The sequence below is a fragment of the Planctomycetota bacterium genome (genome assembly GCA_016872555.1).
Taxonomy (GTDB): domain Bacteria; phylum Planctomycetota; class Planctomycetia; order Pirellulales; family UBA1268; genus F1-20-MAGs016.
The window spans coordinates 16,588-34,970 of record VGZO01000043.1; the positions used below are offsets into that span (position 1 = coordinate 16,588).

Below are 18,383 nucleotides of genomic sequence, written 5' to 3' on the forward strand. Positions count from 1 at the left end.
TCGCGTGCCTATCCCGCACAAGCGCCGCAGGCGGACTTCGGCGGCCGCTCGCGCGGGACGCGGCGGCCGAAGTCGCACTCGATCGCGAATCGGGCCATGCGGAGGAGCGACTCGTGGTCGATCGTCGGGCAGGGGAACTGACCGGCATGGGCCACCGTCGCCGCGCGGTCGAAATCGGGATCGCAGCGGAGGTAGCTGCGATACACGCCGAGCTGTGACCGGAACTCGTCGGCGAACCAGCGCTCGTCGCGGACGTCGGGGTCGTCCGGGGAGGCGGCCCGGGAAAACCGCTCGACAGCCTCCTGGACGACGCAGGCGATCGTGCCCGTCGACACCGGCTCGGGGTGGGTGAGGTGAAACGTCCGGCCATGTGCCGCCGGGGTACGGACGAGATGGCACATGACCTGCGAGACCCAGTCGACGGGGACGAAGTTCTTGCGGTCGCGGCCGTCGATCCGCAGCAGCCGCAGCAGGGCGCGACCACTGGTCGATCCGAGGAGCATCCGCGGGAGGAGGGTGTGGCCGAGACGCGCCAGGGCGTAGAAACCGTGGTAGGTCGAGGTGAATCCGGAACGCGAGTCGCCGACGATGATCGCCGGACGGTAGACGGTCACCGACCGGAGGTGATCGGCGCCGTGGACCAGGGTTTCGGCCTCGACCTTGCTACGCTCGTAGTCGTTGCCGAACCGTTGGCCGACGTCGAGCTCGGTCTCGAGCACGCGCCCCGAGCGCAGTCCGCAGACGTACGCCGTCGAGACGTGATGGAACTCGCCGATGCCGGCGGCGCGGGCCAACCCGACGACGTGCGCGGTGCCGCCGACGTTGGTGCGCCATGGGTCGCCGTCGCGGTCCGCGCCGTGGAACGTCAGCGACGCGGCGTTGTGGAGGATCGCCCGGCAGTGCTCCCCGAGATCGCGGACGGCGTCGTCGTCGAGACCGCAGCGCGGGGCGCCGATGTCGCCGGCGACCACGGTCGGGCGGGGGAGCGGATGCCCGAGGTCCCCCTCCCAGGCCGCGACCATCGCCTCGATGCGCATGGCGGGATCACGTTTGCGATCGGGACGTACCAGCAGCAGCGGTCGCTCGCCGGCGAGGAGCAGGTCGCGGACGACGTACGAGCCGAGCAACCCCGTGGCGCCCGTGACGAGGATCTGCCGGGCCGAAGGATCGACGGGAAACGAATCGGGCGGGCAGACGATCATGGCGACGGAGCGATCCTGGCTCGAGGGCCGCCGGTTGCCGTGGACAGTGGCGGGCCGGGGTCGAAGCAATCTATCAGCCGCCGGCAAAAGTCCATCGCGGCGCCGTTTCCCCGCCGATCGGGTCGATGTCATCCGCCGGGCGTGGAAGCCGCGAGCGCTGCCGCCGTGTCGTCGATGGCGCGGCGCACGAGCTCCGCGAAGGCGGCGCTCGCACCGGCGCCGAGGTGCCGCTCGTCGGTGTGGACCGCGAGCCGGAGGCTGCCCGCGTAGGTCATGATCCCGACCCCCGCGCGGGTCCGCGGCCGTAGCGGGGGAACCCCGACGATGCCGGTCAGCAGGAGATCACGGGGAGCGTGGCGACCGTCGACGATCGGCACCGCGGCACGGAGGCGGGGTGCGAGGTTGCCGACGTTGCTGATCACCGCGGTCGACAGGCACAGAGGGAGGCGGGTCAGCAGCCACAGCAATCCCGGCACGCGTTCGAGGGCCTCGACGGCGTGAAGAAACTGGGCGGCGGCACCGGTTTCCTTGATCCAGCGGCTCGCCGCCGCCAGTGAGCGGACGAGCGTCGTGGGATCGCCGCACTCCTCCGCCGACCGGTCGAGAAATGCGTAGCCGATATGGTTGCCGGTCGGAACCGTCGCGCCAGGGTCGCGGAGGCTGACCGGCATGTTGATGCGCACGTGGCGGGCCGGGGTCCCCGCCGCGGCGTTCCAGTCGAGGGCGGTGCGCATCGCGGCCGCGACGAGGAGATCGTTGACGGTCACTCCGGCCGCGCTGGCGATCCCCCACAAGCGAAGTGTCTGGTCGGGAGTGAAGACGACGCAGGCGTAGGGGGGGGCGAGTGGTTCGTCGGGGACGGGCGCGGTCGGGGTGGCGAAGGGGGCGAGCACCGCCGGCCGGAGCCGGGCAAAACTCCCCGACTCACGTGCCAGGCGGCGGGTGTCGGGGACCGCCGGCCGTGGGGCGGCGCTCGTCTGGGGAGCGGACGGTGCCTGGCGCCGGACGACTGCCGGAAGGTCGCCGCCGCAGGGTGGTTGCCCGGTGTGGTACGCCGTCCACATCGCGCCGAGCCACTCGATGCAGGCCAGACCGTCGCAGACCGTGTGATCGACCACCAGGACCACGCTCCACCGCGGCGGCCCACCCGGATCCCGCTCGCGCTCCAGCGCGACGACCCGCAGCCCGCTGGAGCGGGTCGCGTCGCACGGTCGCCAGGGATCGGCGGCCGCCCGGTCGGCCGACAGGGGCCACCACTCGACCGCGGGGTCGGTGTCGGGGGGCAGCCAGACCCAGCGTCTGCCGCGGCGGCCGATCCGCATCCGCATCCTCGGGTGACAGGCGGCCGCCGCCGCCACCGCGGTTTCGAGCCGGCGGCGGTCGAGGGGGCCCTCGAGCTGGACTTCGAGCAGGAAGTCCATCGGGTAGCCCCGCCTGCGGTCGACGAGGAGCAGCGTCTCGAAAGGCGAAAGCGGTTCCATTCAGTCGCACGAGCCCGGGGGCAACCCGGCCTCGCGGACGGGAAAAGCGCGAGAGCGATTGTTTCTAGCAATTGCAACGGTCGGAAGGGGGCCGCCTGGGAACGTAGTTTTCCTGGGATTTCTTGACACTTCTTCCCGTCCATCCATACTCACTTCCGCGTCGGAGTCGGCCCAGCGGCCGGTGATCCGTGGCTTCCCGGCGACCGTCCCGGTCACGCGGGCAGCCCGTAGTCCGACCCGACGCACGCGATCACCCCCGGTCCGGTCGACAGCCGACCCGGCGGTGAGCGGCGATGCCCGCGGCGGGTTGCTGGCGTGGGTGTCGTGCGGATCCCAGGGAAGGGTGTTGGACGCCTCACGGCACGTACCGCGCCCTCCCGAGACCGATCCGAGCCGGCTTTCCGCCGGACATCTGCCCGCTTCCCCGACCCGTCCGGTGTCCCGCCCGTCGTGGCAGGGTTACGGCGGGACCGTACACACGCCAAGGACGAGGATCAGCCTTGCAGGAACCACTCGCAATCGTCGGCATGTCCTGCAGGCTCCCGGGCGCCGATGGGCTCGACGCGTTCTGGCGGCTCGTGGAATCGGGGGGAGTCGCCTGGGGGCCGCTCCCTGAGTCGCGCCTGCCGCGGGATTTGTACTTCGACCCGCGGAAGGGCCAGTTGGGGCGTTCCTATTCGGAGATGGGGGCGCTGGTTTCGGAGCGGCAGCCCGATCCGCGGACCTGCCCGATCACCGAGGAGATGCGCCACCGCTACGACATCGCCCACGTGGTGTTCCTCGAAGTCACCGCCCAGGCGTGCCGCGATGCCGGACTCGATCCGTTCGCGATGCCGGCCGACCGTCGGACGGGTGTCTACGTGGGGCACACCGGCGGCAGCACGCGGATCGGCGACATCGTCTACGGCACCGGGATCGACGAGACGGCGACGCTTCTCGGCGACGTCGACGTGGCGCGGCGGTTGCTCGGCCCCGACGTGGCGGCGGTCGCCGCCGAGGTCACCGCGGCGATCCGCGACCGCTACCCGGGGCGCCTTCCTGGGGAGCGGCTCGATCTCGAGGCCCTCGGCGCCGCCCGGATCGTCCAGGAGGCGCTGCGGCTCGACGGGCCCTACCTGGTGGTCGATGCGGCATGCGCCTCGTCGCTGCAGGCGCTGGCGATTGCCGCCCGGTCGCTGGCGACCGGCGGGATCGACCAGGCGATCGTCGGTGGCGCCTCGTACTGCAAGTCGGACAGCCTCGTGCTGTTTTCCGCCGCCCAGTCGGTGAGCAACACCGGCTCGTGTCCGTTCGGCAGTGACGCCGACGGGCTGGTGACCGCCGAAGGCTACGTGGCGTTGGTGCTCAAGACGCTGTCGCGGGCGCAGGCCGACGGCGACCGGATCCGCGCCGTGATCCGCGGCATCGGGGTAGCCAGCGACGGCAAGGGCAAGAGCCTCTGGGCTCCGCGCCGCGAGGGGCAGATGCTCGCCGTCGAGCGGGCCTACCCCGATCCAGCCGAGATGTCGCACATCGACTACATCGAGGCCCACGCCACCAGCACCCAAGTCGGCGACGCGACCGAGCTGGGGGCGCTGGCCAGTCTCCTCGGCAAGCACCTGCCGGCCGGACGGCGGATCCCGATCGGCAGCGTCAAGGCGAACATCGGCCACACGCTGGAGACGGCGGGGCTGGCGAGCCTCGTCAAGGTCGTGTTGGCGATGGAACACGGCGTCATCCCGCCCGGCTCGACCTGCCGCGAGCTCAACGAGGAGTTCTGTTGGGACGAGGGGCCGTTCTCGGTGCCGCGCGAGTCGCTCCCCTGGCCACGGCGCGCTGACGGTGGCCCGCGCTGCGCGGCGGTGAACGCCTTCGGCATCGGCGGGCTCAACGTCCACCTCGCGCTTGCCGAGTCGGCACCGGCACGGGCGCCGTCCGTGGTGCGACCGACGCCGGCGGGTGACGACGGCGCCATCGCGATCGTCGGTATCGGCTGCGTACTGCCCGGAGCGTTGTCGGTCGCGGCGTTCGGCGAGTTGCTCGACCGTGGCGTGCCGGCGCTGGCCGATGTACCGGCGGACCGGTGGAACCTCCGGCGGGCGCTCGACCCGTCGGGGCCACGGCCGTGGCGCACCGTCGCCGGCCGTGGCGGGTTCGTGATCGGTTTCCAGTACGACTGGCGGCGCCACAAGGTGCCCCCGAAGCAGATCGCTGCCGCCAATCCGCTTCAGTTCATGCTCCTCGAGGCGGCCGACGCCGCGATCGCCGATCTCGGCGGCCCCGCGCGCCTCGACCGGGCGCGGACGGCGGTCGTCGTCGGGACGATGTTCGGCGGCGAGTTCTCCAACGACCTGCAGATGGGGCTCCGGCTCCCCGAGACCGCCGTCCACCTCCGCGCCGCCCTGCAGCGCCGGGGGCTGGGGGCTGGCGAGATCGAAGCGATCGTCGCGGCCTACGAGAAAAAGGTGCTCGAGGAACTCCCGGCACTGGTCGACGAGACGGGCAGCTTTACCAGCAGCACCCTCGCCAGCCGCCTCACCAAGTCGTTCGATTTGATGGGGGGTGCGCTGGCGCTCGACGCGGGCGATTGTTCAACGCTGGCGGCGATCGCCGCCGCGGCCGACATGCTCCACCAGGGGACCTGCGACGCCGTTGTCTGCGCGGCCGGGCAGCGCGCGATGGACCTGATGGCGTTCGAGGGGTTGTCGCTGGAAGGCGCGCTTACGGCGGAGCCGGCGGCGCCGTTCAACGCGGCCGGCGGCCGGATCCCGGCCGAGGGCGCGGTGGTCCTCGTCCTCAAGTCACTGGCGGCGGCGCGAGCCGCGGGCGATCCGATCCGTGCCGTGATCCGTGGCGTCCGCGTCGGCAGTGGCGTGGCGCTCGAGGAAGTCGCCCCGCGCGTCGTCCACGATGCCGCGACGGCGGCGCGCGTGCCGCCCACCGCGATCGGCGCCGTCGAGGTGTCGGGGAGCGGTGCGGCGGCGATCGACGGCGTCGTGGCCGCGGCCCTGGCGGCGGAATACGGCAACGCCGGTGGGCCGCCACGGTCGGCCGGATCGCTCGACGGCCTCGTCGGCCACTGTGGTGCCGGTGCCGGTGCCGCGGCGGTGGTCAAGCTCGCCCGAAGCCTCGCCAGCGGTACGCTGCCGGCAACGCCGGGAATCGCCGGTGAGGTCACGGTCGCCCCCGGAATCGTCGCCAGTGCGGCGCCGCGGGCGATCCCCGCCGCCGACGCCGCCGGGTATCGCGCCGCCACCGTGACGACGGTCCACGCGCTGCTGGTCGGCCATCTCGTCATCGACAACGGGCTGCCGGTTCCCACGGCCGCCACGGTCGTGCCGGCCGCGCCTGCGGCGCAGGCGCGACCGATCGCGCCGCCAGCGGCGGGCGGGCGGGCGCTGGTGGCGGCGATCTTTCCCGGGCAGGGGTCGCAGTACGGCGACATGTTCCGGTCGTTGGCAACGGAGACCGCCGACGGGTCGGCGGTGCGTGACGAGCTCGACGGCATGGCGCGGCGCGTCGGCCTGCCGACGCTCGCCGAGACGGCGTGGCGGGCCGACCATGTGCTCGGGCTCGACATCCTCGCCACCCAGTGGTCGATGTATCTCGGTGACCTTTGTGCGTGGCGCGTGCTCGAACGTCTCGGCTTCGCCCCCGACATCGTCGCCAGCCACAGTTTCGGCGAGTTCCCGGCGCTGGCGGCAGTCGGCGCCTGGTCGGTCGACGACGGTGCGCGGGCGACACGGGCCCGGGCCGACGCGGTCTTGCAGCACGGCCCGCGGGGCGGGGCGATGCTCTCGGTGATCGCCGACCGGGCCACGGTCGGCGACCTGATCGCGCCGCTGGCCGGTTCGGTGTGGGTGTGTGCCGAGAATGCCCCCGAGCAGATCGTGGTCGGCGGCACGGTCGCCGGTATCGACGCCCTCGAAGCCCGGCTGCAGCCGACGCGGATCCGCTCCAAGCGGCTGGCCGTTCCGAGCCCGTTCCACACGCCGTTGCTGGCGGCTGCCGCCGATCGATTGGCCGGCGCGCTGGCCCCCGTGGCGTTCGCCACGCCGCGATTGCCGCTGGTGAGCAGCACGACGGTGGAGCCGCTTGTCGACGCGGCGGCGATCCGCGCGAGCCTTGTCCGGCAGATGACCGAGCGCGTCCGCTGGGTCGACGTCGTCCGTCGTCTCCACGCCGCTGGGGTCCGCACGTTCGTCGAGGTCGGCCCGTCGGGCGTACTCACCGGTCTGGTCCGGCGGATCCTCGACGGCCTGCCCGGGGTGACGCTGGTGCAGTTCGACCAGCGCGGCCAAGCGGGAGCCGACCACCTGCGGCGGCTGCGCGACCAGCTGTCGGCTGCCGGGGCGCTGCGAACAGTCGCTACGGCGGTCGCGGTGCCCTCCGCGGTGAGGGCGGTGGCGACCCACCCGGCGATCCTGTCGTTCGATGCCACGGCACGGCGGCGCGCCCGCAATCGGGCTGGTGGCGGAGGGCCACCGGCCGTTCCGGCGGGCACGGCACCGGCACCGACCGCGCCGATCGCGATGCTGGCCAACGGCCACGCGGCAGACGCTCCGGGTTCACCCCGCGCTCCTTCTCCCGCGCCCAGCGGCCGCCATGGCGGCGACAGTGGCACGGCCCGAAACGGCAGCCACGATGGCGGCAATGGCGCTGCAGCGGCGCCGCTGGCACCGGCGCCGTACGTGGCTGTCGGCAGCGCCGCGACCAATGGCTCGGCCTATCCGTCGTCGGGCAATGGCTACCACGCCGGCGGCTCGGTCATCGATGCTTCCGCCAAGGCGGCGCCGGTCCGGCTCCGCAACGCCGCCGCCGGTGCCTCTCCGGTCATCCGGCCGGTCGGCGGCCTCGAGCAGATCGTGGTGGCGCTGCTCACCGAGCATGCCGCCCGCCTCCCACTGGCGAGCGCCGGCACCGCCGGGAGCGACGTGCTCGACGCGCTCGAGCACCTGTTCGAGAGCGTGCCGTCGCGCCGCGCGGCGGTGATGGCCGCCACGACGCTCGACGATTTCTGCGCTCTGCTCGCGGCCAGCGGCGGGAAGGCCGAATGGGTCGAGCCCGCGCCCCCGGTGAGCGCTCGAGCCGGCGCTGCGAAGCCATCAGCCCAGGGTGACGGGCTCGAGACGTTCGTGATCGACTTCGTCGTCGAGCAGACGGGCTACCCGCGCGAGATCGTCGAGCTGGACGCCGATCTGGAGGGCGACCTGGGGATCGACAGCATCCGCAAGGCGCAGCTGTTCGGTGAGATCGGCCAGCGTTACGGTCTGGGCGCCGACGCGAGCGTGTCGCTCGACGACTTCCGCACGCTGCGGCACCTGCTCGACTACATGCTCCCGCGCGTCGGCGGGGCGGGGACGTCGACGGCTGCCGTGGCGGCCGTTGCACCGGCTCCGGCGCCGGTCGCGTCGGCTCCGGCGGTGGTCGCGAGCGCCGCGGCGGCTCCGGCGAGCGCGGCAGGAGCCGCGGAGCTGGAGGCGTTCGTCGTCGACTTCGTCGTCGAGCAGACGGGCTACCCGCGCGAGATCGTCGAGCTGGACGCCGATCTGGAGGGCGACCTGGGGATCGACAGCATCCGCAAGGCGCAGCTGTTCGGTGAGATCGGCCAGCGTTACGGTCTGGGCGCCGACGCGAGCGTGTCGCTCGACGACTTCCGCACGCTGCGGCACCTGCTCGACTACATGCTCCCGCGCGTCGGCGGGGCGGGGACGTCGACGGCTGCCGTGGCGGCCGTTGCACCGGCTCCGGCGCCGGTCGCGTCGGCTCCGGCGGTGGTCGCGAGCGCCGCGGCGGCTCCGGCGAGCGCGGCAGGAGCCGCGGAGCTGGAGGCGTTCGTCGTCGACTTCGTCGTCGAGCAGACGGGCTATCCGCGCGAGATCGTCGAGCTGGATGCCGATCTGGAAGGTGATCTGGGGATCGACAGCATCCGCAAGGCGCAGCTGTTCGGTGAGATCGGCCAGCGTTACGGTCTGGGCGTTGACGCGAGCGTGTCGCTCGACGACTTCCGCACGCTGCGGCACCTGCTCGACTACATGCTCCCGCGCGTCGGCGGTCACTCAGATGCAACGCCCGCCAGTGTTGTTGCGGCGTCAGCCAGCTTCGTCGCTCCGCCCGCTCGGGCTCCCAGTGAGGCGTTCGTGGTCGGTCAGGCCGAAGGGCGGCGGCATTCCGCTGCCATCCGTGGGTGGTGCCGAGAGCTGGCGGCGCTCGGCTCTGCAGCGCAGCGCGCGACCCCCGATCAGACCACCGCCGACTTCCTCGCGGGCGTCGCCGATGCGACCGGAATCGACCGCGGTATCCTCGAAGCAGGGTGGGCCGAGCCGGCCCGCGCCCTCGGCGGCCTCGACGTGATCGCCGATCTTGCCGGCCGTGACGGCCCGGCGATCCTCGTCGGATTCGGCCGCCATGCCGCGCCGGTGATCCGCCAGCAGTCTGTGGGGACGACGCTCGTCGGCGTCGCCGGTCTGCCTGGTGCCGTGGCTGGCTGGAACGACGCCGGCATCGTCGCCTTGGTGTCCCCTGCGGCTGCCCCCGGGGCCGCGCAGTCGATCGAGCGGATCGTCACGACGGTCCAAGCGCACGCCGACGTCGCCGCCTCCGGCCCATGGCCCGCGGGGATCGTGATCGCGCTCGCCGGAAGCGGCACGGTGTTCACGACCGATGGCTCAGGCCGGCCCGTCGGTTCGGCTCCCGCCTTCCGCGCCGTCCGCGGCGACGCTCCGCTCGGCCGGATCCTCTGCAGCGCGGCCCCCGACACTCCCCTCACGGCGCTGCTGGCATCCGACCCGGCCGGGTTGCCCGCAGCGCTGTCCGCCGCCGCCACGTGGATGATCGCCGGCGTTGATGGCAGTGGACCGCGGGCGCTTTCCGGAGGGCCGCTCAGCGCCGGAGACCTCGCGGCGGCTGCGGCGTCGCTCGCGGCCGTGCTGGCAACCCGCTCGCCGCGCCCGTCGCCGACGACTCCCTCGGTACCATGCGACGAAGGAGCGATCACGCGCCGCTACGGCCTCGCCATCCGTCCGCTTCCGGCGGCTCCCGCCGCCCGGCTCGCTGGGGAGCGCGTGCTCGTGCTCGCCGTTGCCCAAGCTTCCGACGACGGCGTGGCGGCAGTCGCCGATCGGCTCCGTCGGGAAGGGGCGGCCGTCGAGATCGGGCGCGCCGATGACGCGGCCACGGCCGTGATGGTCGTCGAACGCGCCGAGTCGGCCGGCCCCGTCCGTCATCTGTTGATGCTCACTCCGTCCGGCGAAGGCCGCCCCTGGTCGGCCGCCGCCGGCGAACCGATCGCTTCGCTGTTTTCGGCCTGCCAGCGCTGGATCGTCGCCCGGAACGCCTCCGGCGACCTCGGCCGATCCACGCTCACCGCGGCGACGACGCTCGGCGGTGACTTCGGTCTCGCCGGGGACATCGGCTGGGTGGGTGGTGGTGCCCTGACCGGTCTGTTCAAGAACATCGCCCACGAATGTGCCGGTCTCGTCGTCCGGGTGGTCGACCTGCCTGCCGCGATCACCGCGGCCGAACGGGCGGACCGGATCGCCGCCGAGATCGGCGCCGCCGGTCCGGTCGAGGTCGGCTACGCCAGTGGCCAGCGCGTCGAGATCGTGCCCACGGAGGGCGGCCCACGACCGGGGCGGGCACTCGCGAGCCTCGCTCCGGGGAGCGTGTGGCTGGTGACCGGTGGGGCACGGGGGGTAACCGCCGCCTGCGCCCTCGAGGTGGCCCGGCGCCGCGGGGTCGATCTGGTTCTCGTCGGCTCGACGAACCCCGAGCCGGTCGAGCCGGCATGGCTCGACGCCGACGCCGCGCTGCTCCGCGATCTCAAGGGGCGCGTGATGCTCGCCGCCAAGGGACGCGGCGAGGACCCGCGCAGGGCCTGGGCACGCGTCGAGAAGTCGATCGAGATCGCCCGATCGTTGGCGCGGTTCCGCGCCGCCGGCGTGAAGGCCAGGTACCACGCCTGTGATCTCGCCGACGCGGCTGCCGTTGGTCGCCTCGTCGCCGACGTGGCGGCGACGGTCGGCCCGATCCGCGGCATCCTCCACGGTGCCGGCTGGGAATCGGCCTGCCGGTTCGAGAAGAAGACGCTCGCCGGTCTCGCGGCGACGCTCGGCCCCAAGTGCCTCGGGCTCGAGGCGCTGCTGGCGGCGGCGTCCGGCCAGCCGGTCGAGGCCCTGGTCGCGTTCGGCTCGACGAGCGGCAGGTTCGGCGGTCATGGCCAGGCCGACTATTCGCTCGCCAACGATCTCCTCGCCAAGCTCGTCGCCGACGCGCGGCGGCGCCTGGGCCTGCGGGCGACGACGTTTCACTGGCATGCCTGGGACGAAGTCGGAATGGCGAGCCGGCCCGAGAGCCGGTTCGTCCTCGAGCAGTTCGGGCTCGAGTTCATGCCGTTGGCCGAGGGGGTCGGGCGGTTCCTCGCCGAGCTCGAGGCGGGGCTGCCCGATGCGGAAGTGCTCGTCACCGAGCCGAAGCTGTGTCCTTCAGGCGTCGCCACTGCCACCGACCGCCGCCCGGGTGCGTTCCCCGAACGCGCCGAGACGACTCGACGCGGCAGTCTGGTTCAAGACGTGGAGAACACACCCGATCAATCGTGTGTATCGTTCCAGCTCGATCCGAGCGTCGATCGGTTTCTCCTCGACCATCGCTTCAATGGTCGTCCGCTCCTCCCGGCAGTGATGGGCGCGGAGTTGTTGTGCCAAGCCGTCATCGCAGCGGAGGCCGGCGCCAGTGTCGGCGAGATTCACGACTTCAAGGTGATGCGACCCGTCGGTTTTCCGGACGACGTCAGTCGAGAGATCGTCGTCGAGGTACCGACTCGTTCGTCGCGTGCGCTCTCTGCGCGTGCCCTGGCGCGGGCCACGGCCGGCAAGGGCATTCCTTCGAGCGGCACGGTCGAGTGTCTCAGCGCGCGATGCGTGGTCGGACCTGCTGAGCCGCTGTCGGCTCGACCAGAACCGTCGCCGATGCCGTTCTACCCCACCACCTACCGGGAAGACACACCGCTTTGGCACGGTCCGGCATTTCGGACCCTCGGCGGACTGTTCCTCGACCGGAGCGGGGGATGGGCACGGCTGACCGCATTCGATCCCGATGTCACCGCTGCACCGCGCGGCGCACGCGGGTGGACGGTTCCGGTTGCCCTCGTCGATGGATGTGTGATGGCATGCGGAGTGTATTCCTATGTGATGTGTGGCCAGCGCATCGAGTTGCCGGTGGGCTGGGATCGTGCGAGATTCGTCGAGGCCCCGCGGTCGGGAGAGAAGTGCACCGCGCGGCTCCGGTTCGTGAGTCAGACCCCCGGTCAGTCGGTGTACGATGTCGTGGCATTCGGCGATGACGACCGCCCACTGTTCTCGATCGAGGGGTTGATGCTGGCCCTGGCGTCTCGGGCCGTGGGCGCGGCTTCATGATGCCCCGATCCCATTCCGTCGTTGCTGCATCGAAGAGCGGATCCACGCGTCATCTCGCTGTCGGTGACGAGATCGTGTCGATCGCCACCCGGGTGCCTTATCCCGGTGAGTCGCTATCGACGGGCGTTCGGCGATTGGCCGCTGAAGTCATCCGGGACCACCTTCGTGGCCATCACGGCATGATTCGGATCGCGACCGTGCTGCCCTCCGGTCGGCCGGTTGCCACCGATTCCACTGGTCCCCTTCGGGTGACGGTGTCACTCTCCCACGACGATGGACTGATGGCGGCTGCGGCGGCGGAGCGGTGCAATGTCGGTGTTGATGTGATCGCGAGCAAAGCACGCTCATCGGGGCTCGACTTTTGGCTCGATCCGGGTGAGCAGCGGTGGGAGAAGCGAGCCGGGATTCCCGGTCTTCTCTGGGCGGCCAAGGAGTCGGCCTACAAGGCGTCTCGACTCGACACGCCGTTCCGACCCCGCGAGATCGCGGTTTCACCCCGCGGCGACGACGGGTTCCGGTTCACCTGGTCCAACCGCTGGCACGTGGTCATCGGCTCCGGCCGATTGCTCGTCGACGAAGGCCACGTTGTGGCAGTCGCAACCGCATCTCGGCATGGTCAGCGATCGACCGCGTCGGCCGCGGAGAGAGCAGCATGTTCTTGAGCGACACCCACCTGCAGCAGCTTTTCCCGCCAGCGTCGTATACCTCTCCGGCGATGTTCGAGGCGGAACGCGAAAGACTTCTGTTGCCGGCCTGGCATCTCGTCACGACCATGGCCGAGATCCCGCGGGTCGGCGACTTCATCACATCTCGGCTCCTCGATCATGACATCATCGTTCACCATACCGAAGAAGGCCCGCGGGCGTTCCTCAATGTTTGCCCCCACCGGTTCGCGAACCTTTCCAGTCATCGGGATGGACGGCAGTGTCGACTCACGTGCCAGTACCACGGCTGGGAATTCGGCGCTGACGGAAGCACGCGTCGGATTCCCGACGCGCCGAGCTTTCGGCCCTTGGAGAAAGGTGCGTTCGGGCTCCATCGACTGTACTGCGAGACATTCGGGCAGCTTGTGTTCGTGAGGCTGGGCCTCGGTCAGACGGCACTGGATGCACGATTCGGTCCGCGGCACGACGACGTCAGCCGCGCGGTCGCCAGCGAGCATCGGTTGGTGGTGTCCTGGTCGCGTGAAGTCGCGGCCAACTGGAAGGTGATCATCGAGAACAACCTCGAAAGCTACCACGTCGGCGTGGTGCATCGGTCAACGCTCGGATCGATGCCCGATGAAGAGGTCTGCCACCACGAATTGTCACCGGTTCACAGCCGTTTCACGGCACCAGGTGGTGTCCCGGGATTCATCGGTGACCTGCAGCGAACACTTCTCCGGCGGGTCGGCGGGGAGCCCTCGCGGAAGTATCACCATTGCCTGTTCATGCCAAATCTGACCGTGTTGTGGATGGATGACATCTCCGCGGTGCAGACCTTCGAACCGATGACCTCGAGGACGACGAGGGTGACTTTTCGCGGATTTGCGCTGTACGGCTCGCGGCGGGGGCCTGTCGTCGAGCGCTGTCTGCGTTGGCTTGCTGCCCGCCATCTGCGTTTCTGGGGCCGCGTGTGGGAGGAGGACTTGCGGCTTTTTCCCGACCTCCAGGCGGGACTCGAGAACCCGGTGCTCCCGTCGCCGGGGCTGATTTCAAGGCGCGAGGAACGAATTCACCATTTCCAGCGCTGGGTTGTCGATCGATTGGCTGACGCTGCAGACGGTTCCACAGCAGTCAGCACGCAGTCGAATGCGGGAGGGGTGGCATGACGACCACCGCGCCGCCCCCCCGTGGCCTCGTCGAGATGGTCCTCCCCGACGGCCGGGCCGTGCTCACGTTGTGCCGCGACAACACCGCGATCGCCTACGGGGAGATCTTCTCCGAGCGGATCTACGAGCTGTTCGGGATCACGCTCGAAGACGGCGCGACGGTGATCGACGTCGGCGCCAACGTCGGCCTGGCGGTGATCTGGGTCGGCGATAAGATCGCGCACGGCACCGTCCACGCCGTCGAGCCGATCCCGGCGACGTTCGCCGCGCTCGAGGCCAACGTCGCCCGCCACGTGCGCCTCGACGTCCACCTCCACGCTGCCGGCGCGTCGAACCGGGCCGGAACGGCGGAATTCACCTTCTACCCGCTGACGAGCACCAGTTCCTCGATGTACCCCGACGACTCGGCGGCGGCCCACGCCGAGTCACGGGCGTTCATCCGCGCCGACATCGAGAAGCGGATCGGCTTCCTCGCCCGGCTCGCCCCCGGCCGGCTCCTCGAGCGCGTCGCCGAGCGGATCCGCCGCCACTACCAGGCCGCCGTCACCGTTCCCTGCCGGTTGCTGCGGATCTCCGACCTGTTCGCCGCCCACGGCCTCGAGCGCGTCGACCTGCTCAAGATCGACGTCGAGGGGGCGGAGTTCGACGCCGTCGCCGGGATCGACGCGGCGCACTGGCCGCGGATCCGCCAGGTGATCGTCGAGGTCCACGAGGGCACCGCCGCCTGCGACCGGATGGAGGCCCTGCTCGCCGCCGCCGGGTTCACGACGGCGCGCTACCAGCAGGCCCCTACGATCTTCCCGCGCCACTGGCTCGTCTATGCCAGGCGGTCCGCCGCCACCAGGTCCGTCGCCCACGCTCACACCGAGGAGTGCCTGTCATGATCGACCTGTCGGGGAAAGTGGCCCTGGTCACCGGTTCGAGCCGCGGCATCGGAAGGGCCTGCGCACTGCGGCTCGCCGAGGCGGGGGCCGACGTGGTGGTGAACTTCGTCACCAGCGGCCGTGAGGCCGACGCCGTCGCCGCCGAGATCGCGGCGCTCGGCAGGCGCGTGGCCTGTGTCCGGGCCGACGTCGGCCAGGAGGAGGACGTCGACGACATGATCGGCTTCGTCCGCGAGTCGTTCGGGCGCCTCGACATCCTCGTCCACAACGCCGCCACCGGCGGGTTCCGCCCGCTGGCCGCCACGTCGCAGCGCCACTTCGATGCCGCGATGCACACCAACGTCCTTTCGCTGGTCCACCTCCTCAAGGCGTCGGCGCCGCTTCTCGAGGGGGGCCCGGGACGCGGCAAGGTGGTCGTGCTCTCCAGCCACGGCACCCACATGGCGCTGCCGATGTATGGATTGATCGGCGGCACGAAGGCGGCGCTGACCGCGCTGTCGCGGCACTGGGCGCTCGAGCTCGGAGACCGTGGCGTGAACGTCAACATCGTCGAGGCGGGGCTGGTCGATACCGACTCCACGCGCCGCCTCCCCGGCGCCGCCGAGATGTTCGCCGGCCGGACGAGCAAGACGATGGTCGGCCCGCGCCAGCTCGAGGCGACCGACGTCGCCGACGCGGTGCTGTTTCTCGCCAGTCCCCTCGCCGATCTCGTGCAGGGCCAGACGCTCGTGGTCGACGGCGGCGCGGCGATCCACGTCTGATCCTTCCAGGACCTCCCCATGGCCCCCGACCGCTCCTACCTCCTGCTCACCGGCGCCACCGGCCTCCTCGGCCGGTCGCTGCTCCGCGATCTCGCCGCCGCCGGGCGGCGCGTGGCGGTGCTGGTGCGCGGCTCGAAGACGGCCGACGCCGCCGCACGCGTCGACGAGCTGCTCGCTGACTGGCAGGAGGTCGCAGGCGCCGTCGTCGAGTGCCCGGTCGTGCTCGAGGGCGACATCACCCGCCCCGGGCTCGGCCTCGACCCGGCCGCCGCCGACTGGGTGGCGCGCCACGTCGGCGAGGTGGTCCACTCGGCGGCGAGCCTGTCGTTCGAACGGCGCCCGAGCGACGACGAGCCCTACGCGAGCAACGTCCGCGGCACCGCCAACGTCCTCGACGCCTGTCGGACCGCCGGGATCCGCCGGCTCCACCACGTCAGCAGCGCCTACGTGTGCGGCCTCCGCGAGGGGCGGATCCTCGAGACCGAGCTCGACATCGGCCAGACCCCGGGCAACGACTACGAGCGCAGCAAGATCGACTCGGAGACGGCTGCGGTCTCGGCGCCGTTTCTCGACGTGGTCACCGTCCACCGGCCGAGCATCATCGTCGGTGACCTGGTCACCGGGTTCACCAACACGTTCCACGGGTTCTACAAGCCGCTGCGGATCGTGCAGCCGTTCGTCGAGGCGTTCGTCCAGGCGCGGCTCGCCCCGGGCAGCCTCCTCGACGTGCTTGGGATGAGCGGCCGCGAGGCCAAGAACCTCGTGCCGGTCGACTGGGTCTCGGCGGTGATGACCCGGATCATCCAAGACCCGTCGGCCCATGGGCGCACCTACCACCTGGCCACCGATCATCCGACCCCGTCGGGGCGGCTGTGCCGGCTGTTCGAGGAGCTGGTGGTCGCGATGGCCGCCGAGCGTTCCGCCGGCCGCGCGGGTGCCGCCCCGCGCCCGCCGGCGTTCGACCCGGCCACGCTCGGCCGGCTGTTCGGCGACCAGATGCACGTCTACCGCGCCTACTGGCGCGACGACCCGCGCTTCGACACCAGCCACACCCGCGCCTTCGCCCCCGATCTCCCCGCGCCGCAGCTCGACGACGAGACGATCCGGCGCCTGTGCCGATTCGCGATCGGCAGCGGCTTCCGCTGGCCCCCTCCGGGGCGCCCGGCGCCCGGGCCGGGCGCGCGGGGGGCACTCGTGGAGCGTCTCGGCGCACCGCGGTGGAGCGCCGCACCGGCCGGCCCCTGCGCGGGCCTCGCCGTGGCGGGTGCCGGCGGTGGGCAGTGGACGCTCGGCAGCGGCGCCGACGGGCGTCCGACGTGGCACGTCGGTCTCCCGGCGCCGGGCGCCCCGGTCGTCCGCCTTACCGCCGCGCGGCTTGCCCACGCCTGCGACGAGCGCCATCCGGCCGCGGCCCTCGACGGGGCACTCGTCGAGGGGACCACCGCGGCCGATCGCCAGGTGGCGGTCGACCTGCTCACGGCCGTCGTCATGCGAGCGCCCGGCGCTTCCGCGCCCGCGGAGCGGCCCGCCGGCTCCCGGCCACTGGCGGCAGTTCGCTGACGCCCTGTCGCTCGGCTCACGCCGAGGCGAGCGCGCGCTTCAGATACGAGTGGAACGCCCAGATCCGTTCCTCGCGGGTGCCGATGCAGCCCTTGAACGGCGTCGCGGCGATCCCGCGCTGCTGCGCCTCGAACACGCTGGCGTCCTCGCGCTGGATCGCGGAATTCGCCTTCACGCCGTGCCGCGCGACCATGTGGGCGATGATCCGGGCGATCGGCCCGCGCTTCTCCCCCTCGAGGCTGAACATCCACGCCATCGTCCGCGACGTCGTCGGTCCGGTCGGCAGGTACACCTGCGCGTAGGTAAACAGGTCGGCGAACGTGAACACCAGGTTGGGAAACACGTGGTGGTGCACGTACTGGTCGTGGCACGGCGGTCCGCCGAGTTGCCGCGACACCTGGCGCTGTTTCTTCACCGGCTCGCTCGTCGGATCGAGCGCGTAGACGAGCGTGGTCGAGCGGTCTTCGAGCCAGTGGGCCTGGGCCTCCTCGGGGATCATCCCGAAGCCGCCGAGCGTGGTCGGGTGGATGAACGGCAGGTGGTAGGTCTCGACCGTGTTCTCGACCGGGATCTTCCAATTGCAGGCGAACTCGCGCTGGTACGTCCAATTGCAGCGGTAGGGCATCGCGAACGCCGCGGCGACGCGGGCGTGGAACTCGCCGAGGTATTCGGCGAGGGTCGGTCCCTCGGGCGCGAGCCGCACGAACACCAGCTCGCCGCAGGTGTCGGCGGTGAAACACTGCAACCGGGCGTTTTCCCGGTCGAACGGCTTGAAGCAACCGCCGTCGGGAACCTTGGCGACCTTGCCGTCGGGCCCGTATTCCCAGCCGTGGTACTGGCAGACCAGCCGCGGGTCATGCCCCTGCGCGCGGCTGGTGAGCTGGCAATGGCGGTGGGAGCAGACGTTGAGGTAGGCGAGGAACCGCCCCTCGTGGCGGCGGAGGAGGACCGGCCGGCCGCACAGGTCGAGCGACCGGTAGTCGCCGTCGGCGTGGAAGTCGCTCGCCAGCGCCACCGGGTGCCAGGCGGCGAGGAACAACTTCTCGACCTCGCTGCGGGCGACCTCGGGATCGACGTAGTCGGCCGGATCGAGGAGGTAGGCGAGTTGTTCCTTGTGGACGAACATGGCGGCCGACCCTACTCGGCCGTGGAAAACCAGTCAAACCGCATCGCCGCCGCGGGGCGGCCCGCGCCCGTACCGTGGCCGCCCGGGCGAACTTGAGCGCCACGGCGGCGTGTTCTACATTGAACGACGGAGGGTAAGCGAACTGGCCAGCGGTCTGACTCGAAATC

At 71.4% G+C, this 18,383-nt stretch carries 9 protein-coding genes; 6 read left to right on the forward strand and 3 right to left on the reverse strand.

Annotated elements, in window-relative coordinates:
* Window positions 1-8 precede the first annotated feature (8 nt).
* Window positions 9-1,334 (reverse strand): SDR family oxidoreductase, encoded by a 1,326-nt coding sequence (locus tag FJ309_13415; protein MBM3955590.1) that lies wholly within the window; start codon window positions 1,332-1,334, stop codon window positions 9-11.
* The gene (locus FJ309_13420) at window positions 1,331-2,683 is read right to left on the reverse strand and encodes a hypothetical protein (GenBank protein MBM3955591.1); all 1,353 of its coding nucleotides are present in this window, start codon (window positions 2,681-2,683) and stop codon (window positions 1,331-1,333) included. Before FJ309_13420 ends, FJ309_13415 begins: the two co-directional genes overlap by 4 nt.
* A gap of 293 nt (window positions 2,684-2,976) precedes the next feature.
* Here FJ309_13420 and FJ309_13425 point away from each other — a divergent pair, with 293 nt between their 5' ends.
* From FJ309_13425 to FJ309_13450, 6 genes are all read left to right on the forward strand, one after another.
* Entirely contained in the window at window positions 2,977-12,075 is a 9,099-nt protein-coding gene (locus FJ309_13425; protein ID MBM3955592.1) for a KR domain-containing protein, read from the forward strand.
* A gap of 74 nt (window positions 12,076-12,149) precedes the next feature.
* On the forward strand, window positions 12,150-12,737 hold the full coding sequence (locus FJ309_13430) for a 4'-phosphopantetheinyl transferase superfamily protein (protein ID MBM3955593.1): 588 nt from the start codon (window positions 12,150-12,152) through the stop codon (window positions 12,735-12,737).
* Complete coding sequence (locus FJ309_13435) at window positions 12,728-13,885, forward strand: aromatic ring-hydroxylating dioxygenase subunit alpha (GenBank protein ID MBM3955594.1); 1,158 nt, start codon at window positions 12,728-12,730, stop codon at window positions 13,883-13,885. Before FJ309_13430 ends, FJ309_13435 begins: the two co-directional genes overlap by 10 nt.
* Window positions 13,882-14,769, forward strand: a complete 888-nt coding sequence (locus FJ309_13440; protein ID MBM3955595.1) for an FkbM family methyltransferase — start codon at window positions 13,882-13,884, stop codon at window positions 14,767-14,769. The genes FJ309_13435 and FJ309_13440 overlap by 4 nt, the downstream gene beginning before the upstream one ends.
* Window positions 14,766-15,530, forward strand: coding sequence for an SDR family oxidoreductase (locus FJ309_13445; GenBank protein MBM3955596.1), 765 nt, complete (start codon window positions 14,766-14,768; stop codon window positions 15,528-15,530). Before FJ309_13440 ends, FJ309_13445 begins: the two co-directional genes overlap by 4 nt.
* A gap of 18 nt (window positions 15,531-15,548) precedes the next feature.
* Window positions 15,549-17,090 carry an NAD-dependent epimerase/dehydratase family protein gene (locus tag FJ309_13450; GenBank protein ID MBM3955597.1) on the forward strand — a complete coding sequence of 514 codons (1,542 nt, stop codon included), beginning with the start codon at window positions 15,549-15,551 and terminating at the stop codon, window positions 17,088-17,090.
* Window positions 17,091-17,106: 16 nt separating this feature from the next.
* Here the strand turns inward: FJ309_13450 and FJ309_13455 are convergent, their stop codons facing one another.
* Window positions 17,107-18,216 carry an aromatic ring-hydroxylating dioxygenase subunit alpha gene (locus FJ309_13455; protein MBM3955598.1) on the reverse strand — a complete coding sequence of 370 codons (1,110 nt, stop codon included), beginning with the start codon at window positions 18,214-18,216 and terminating at the stop codon, window positions 17,107-17,109.
* Window positions 18,217-18,383 lie beyond the last annotated feature (167 nt).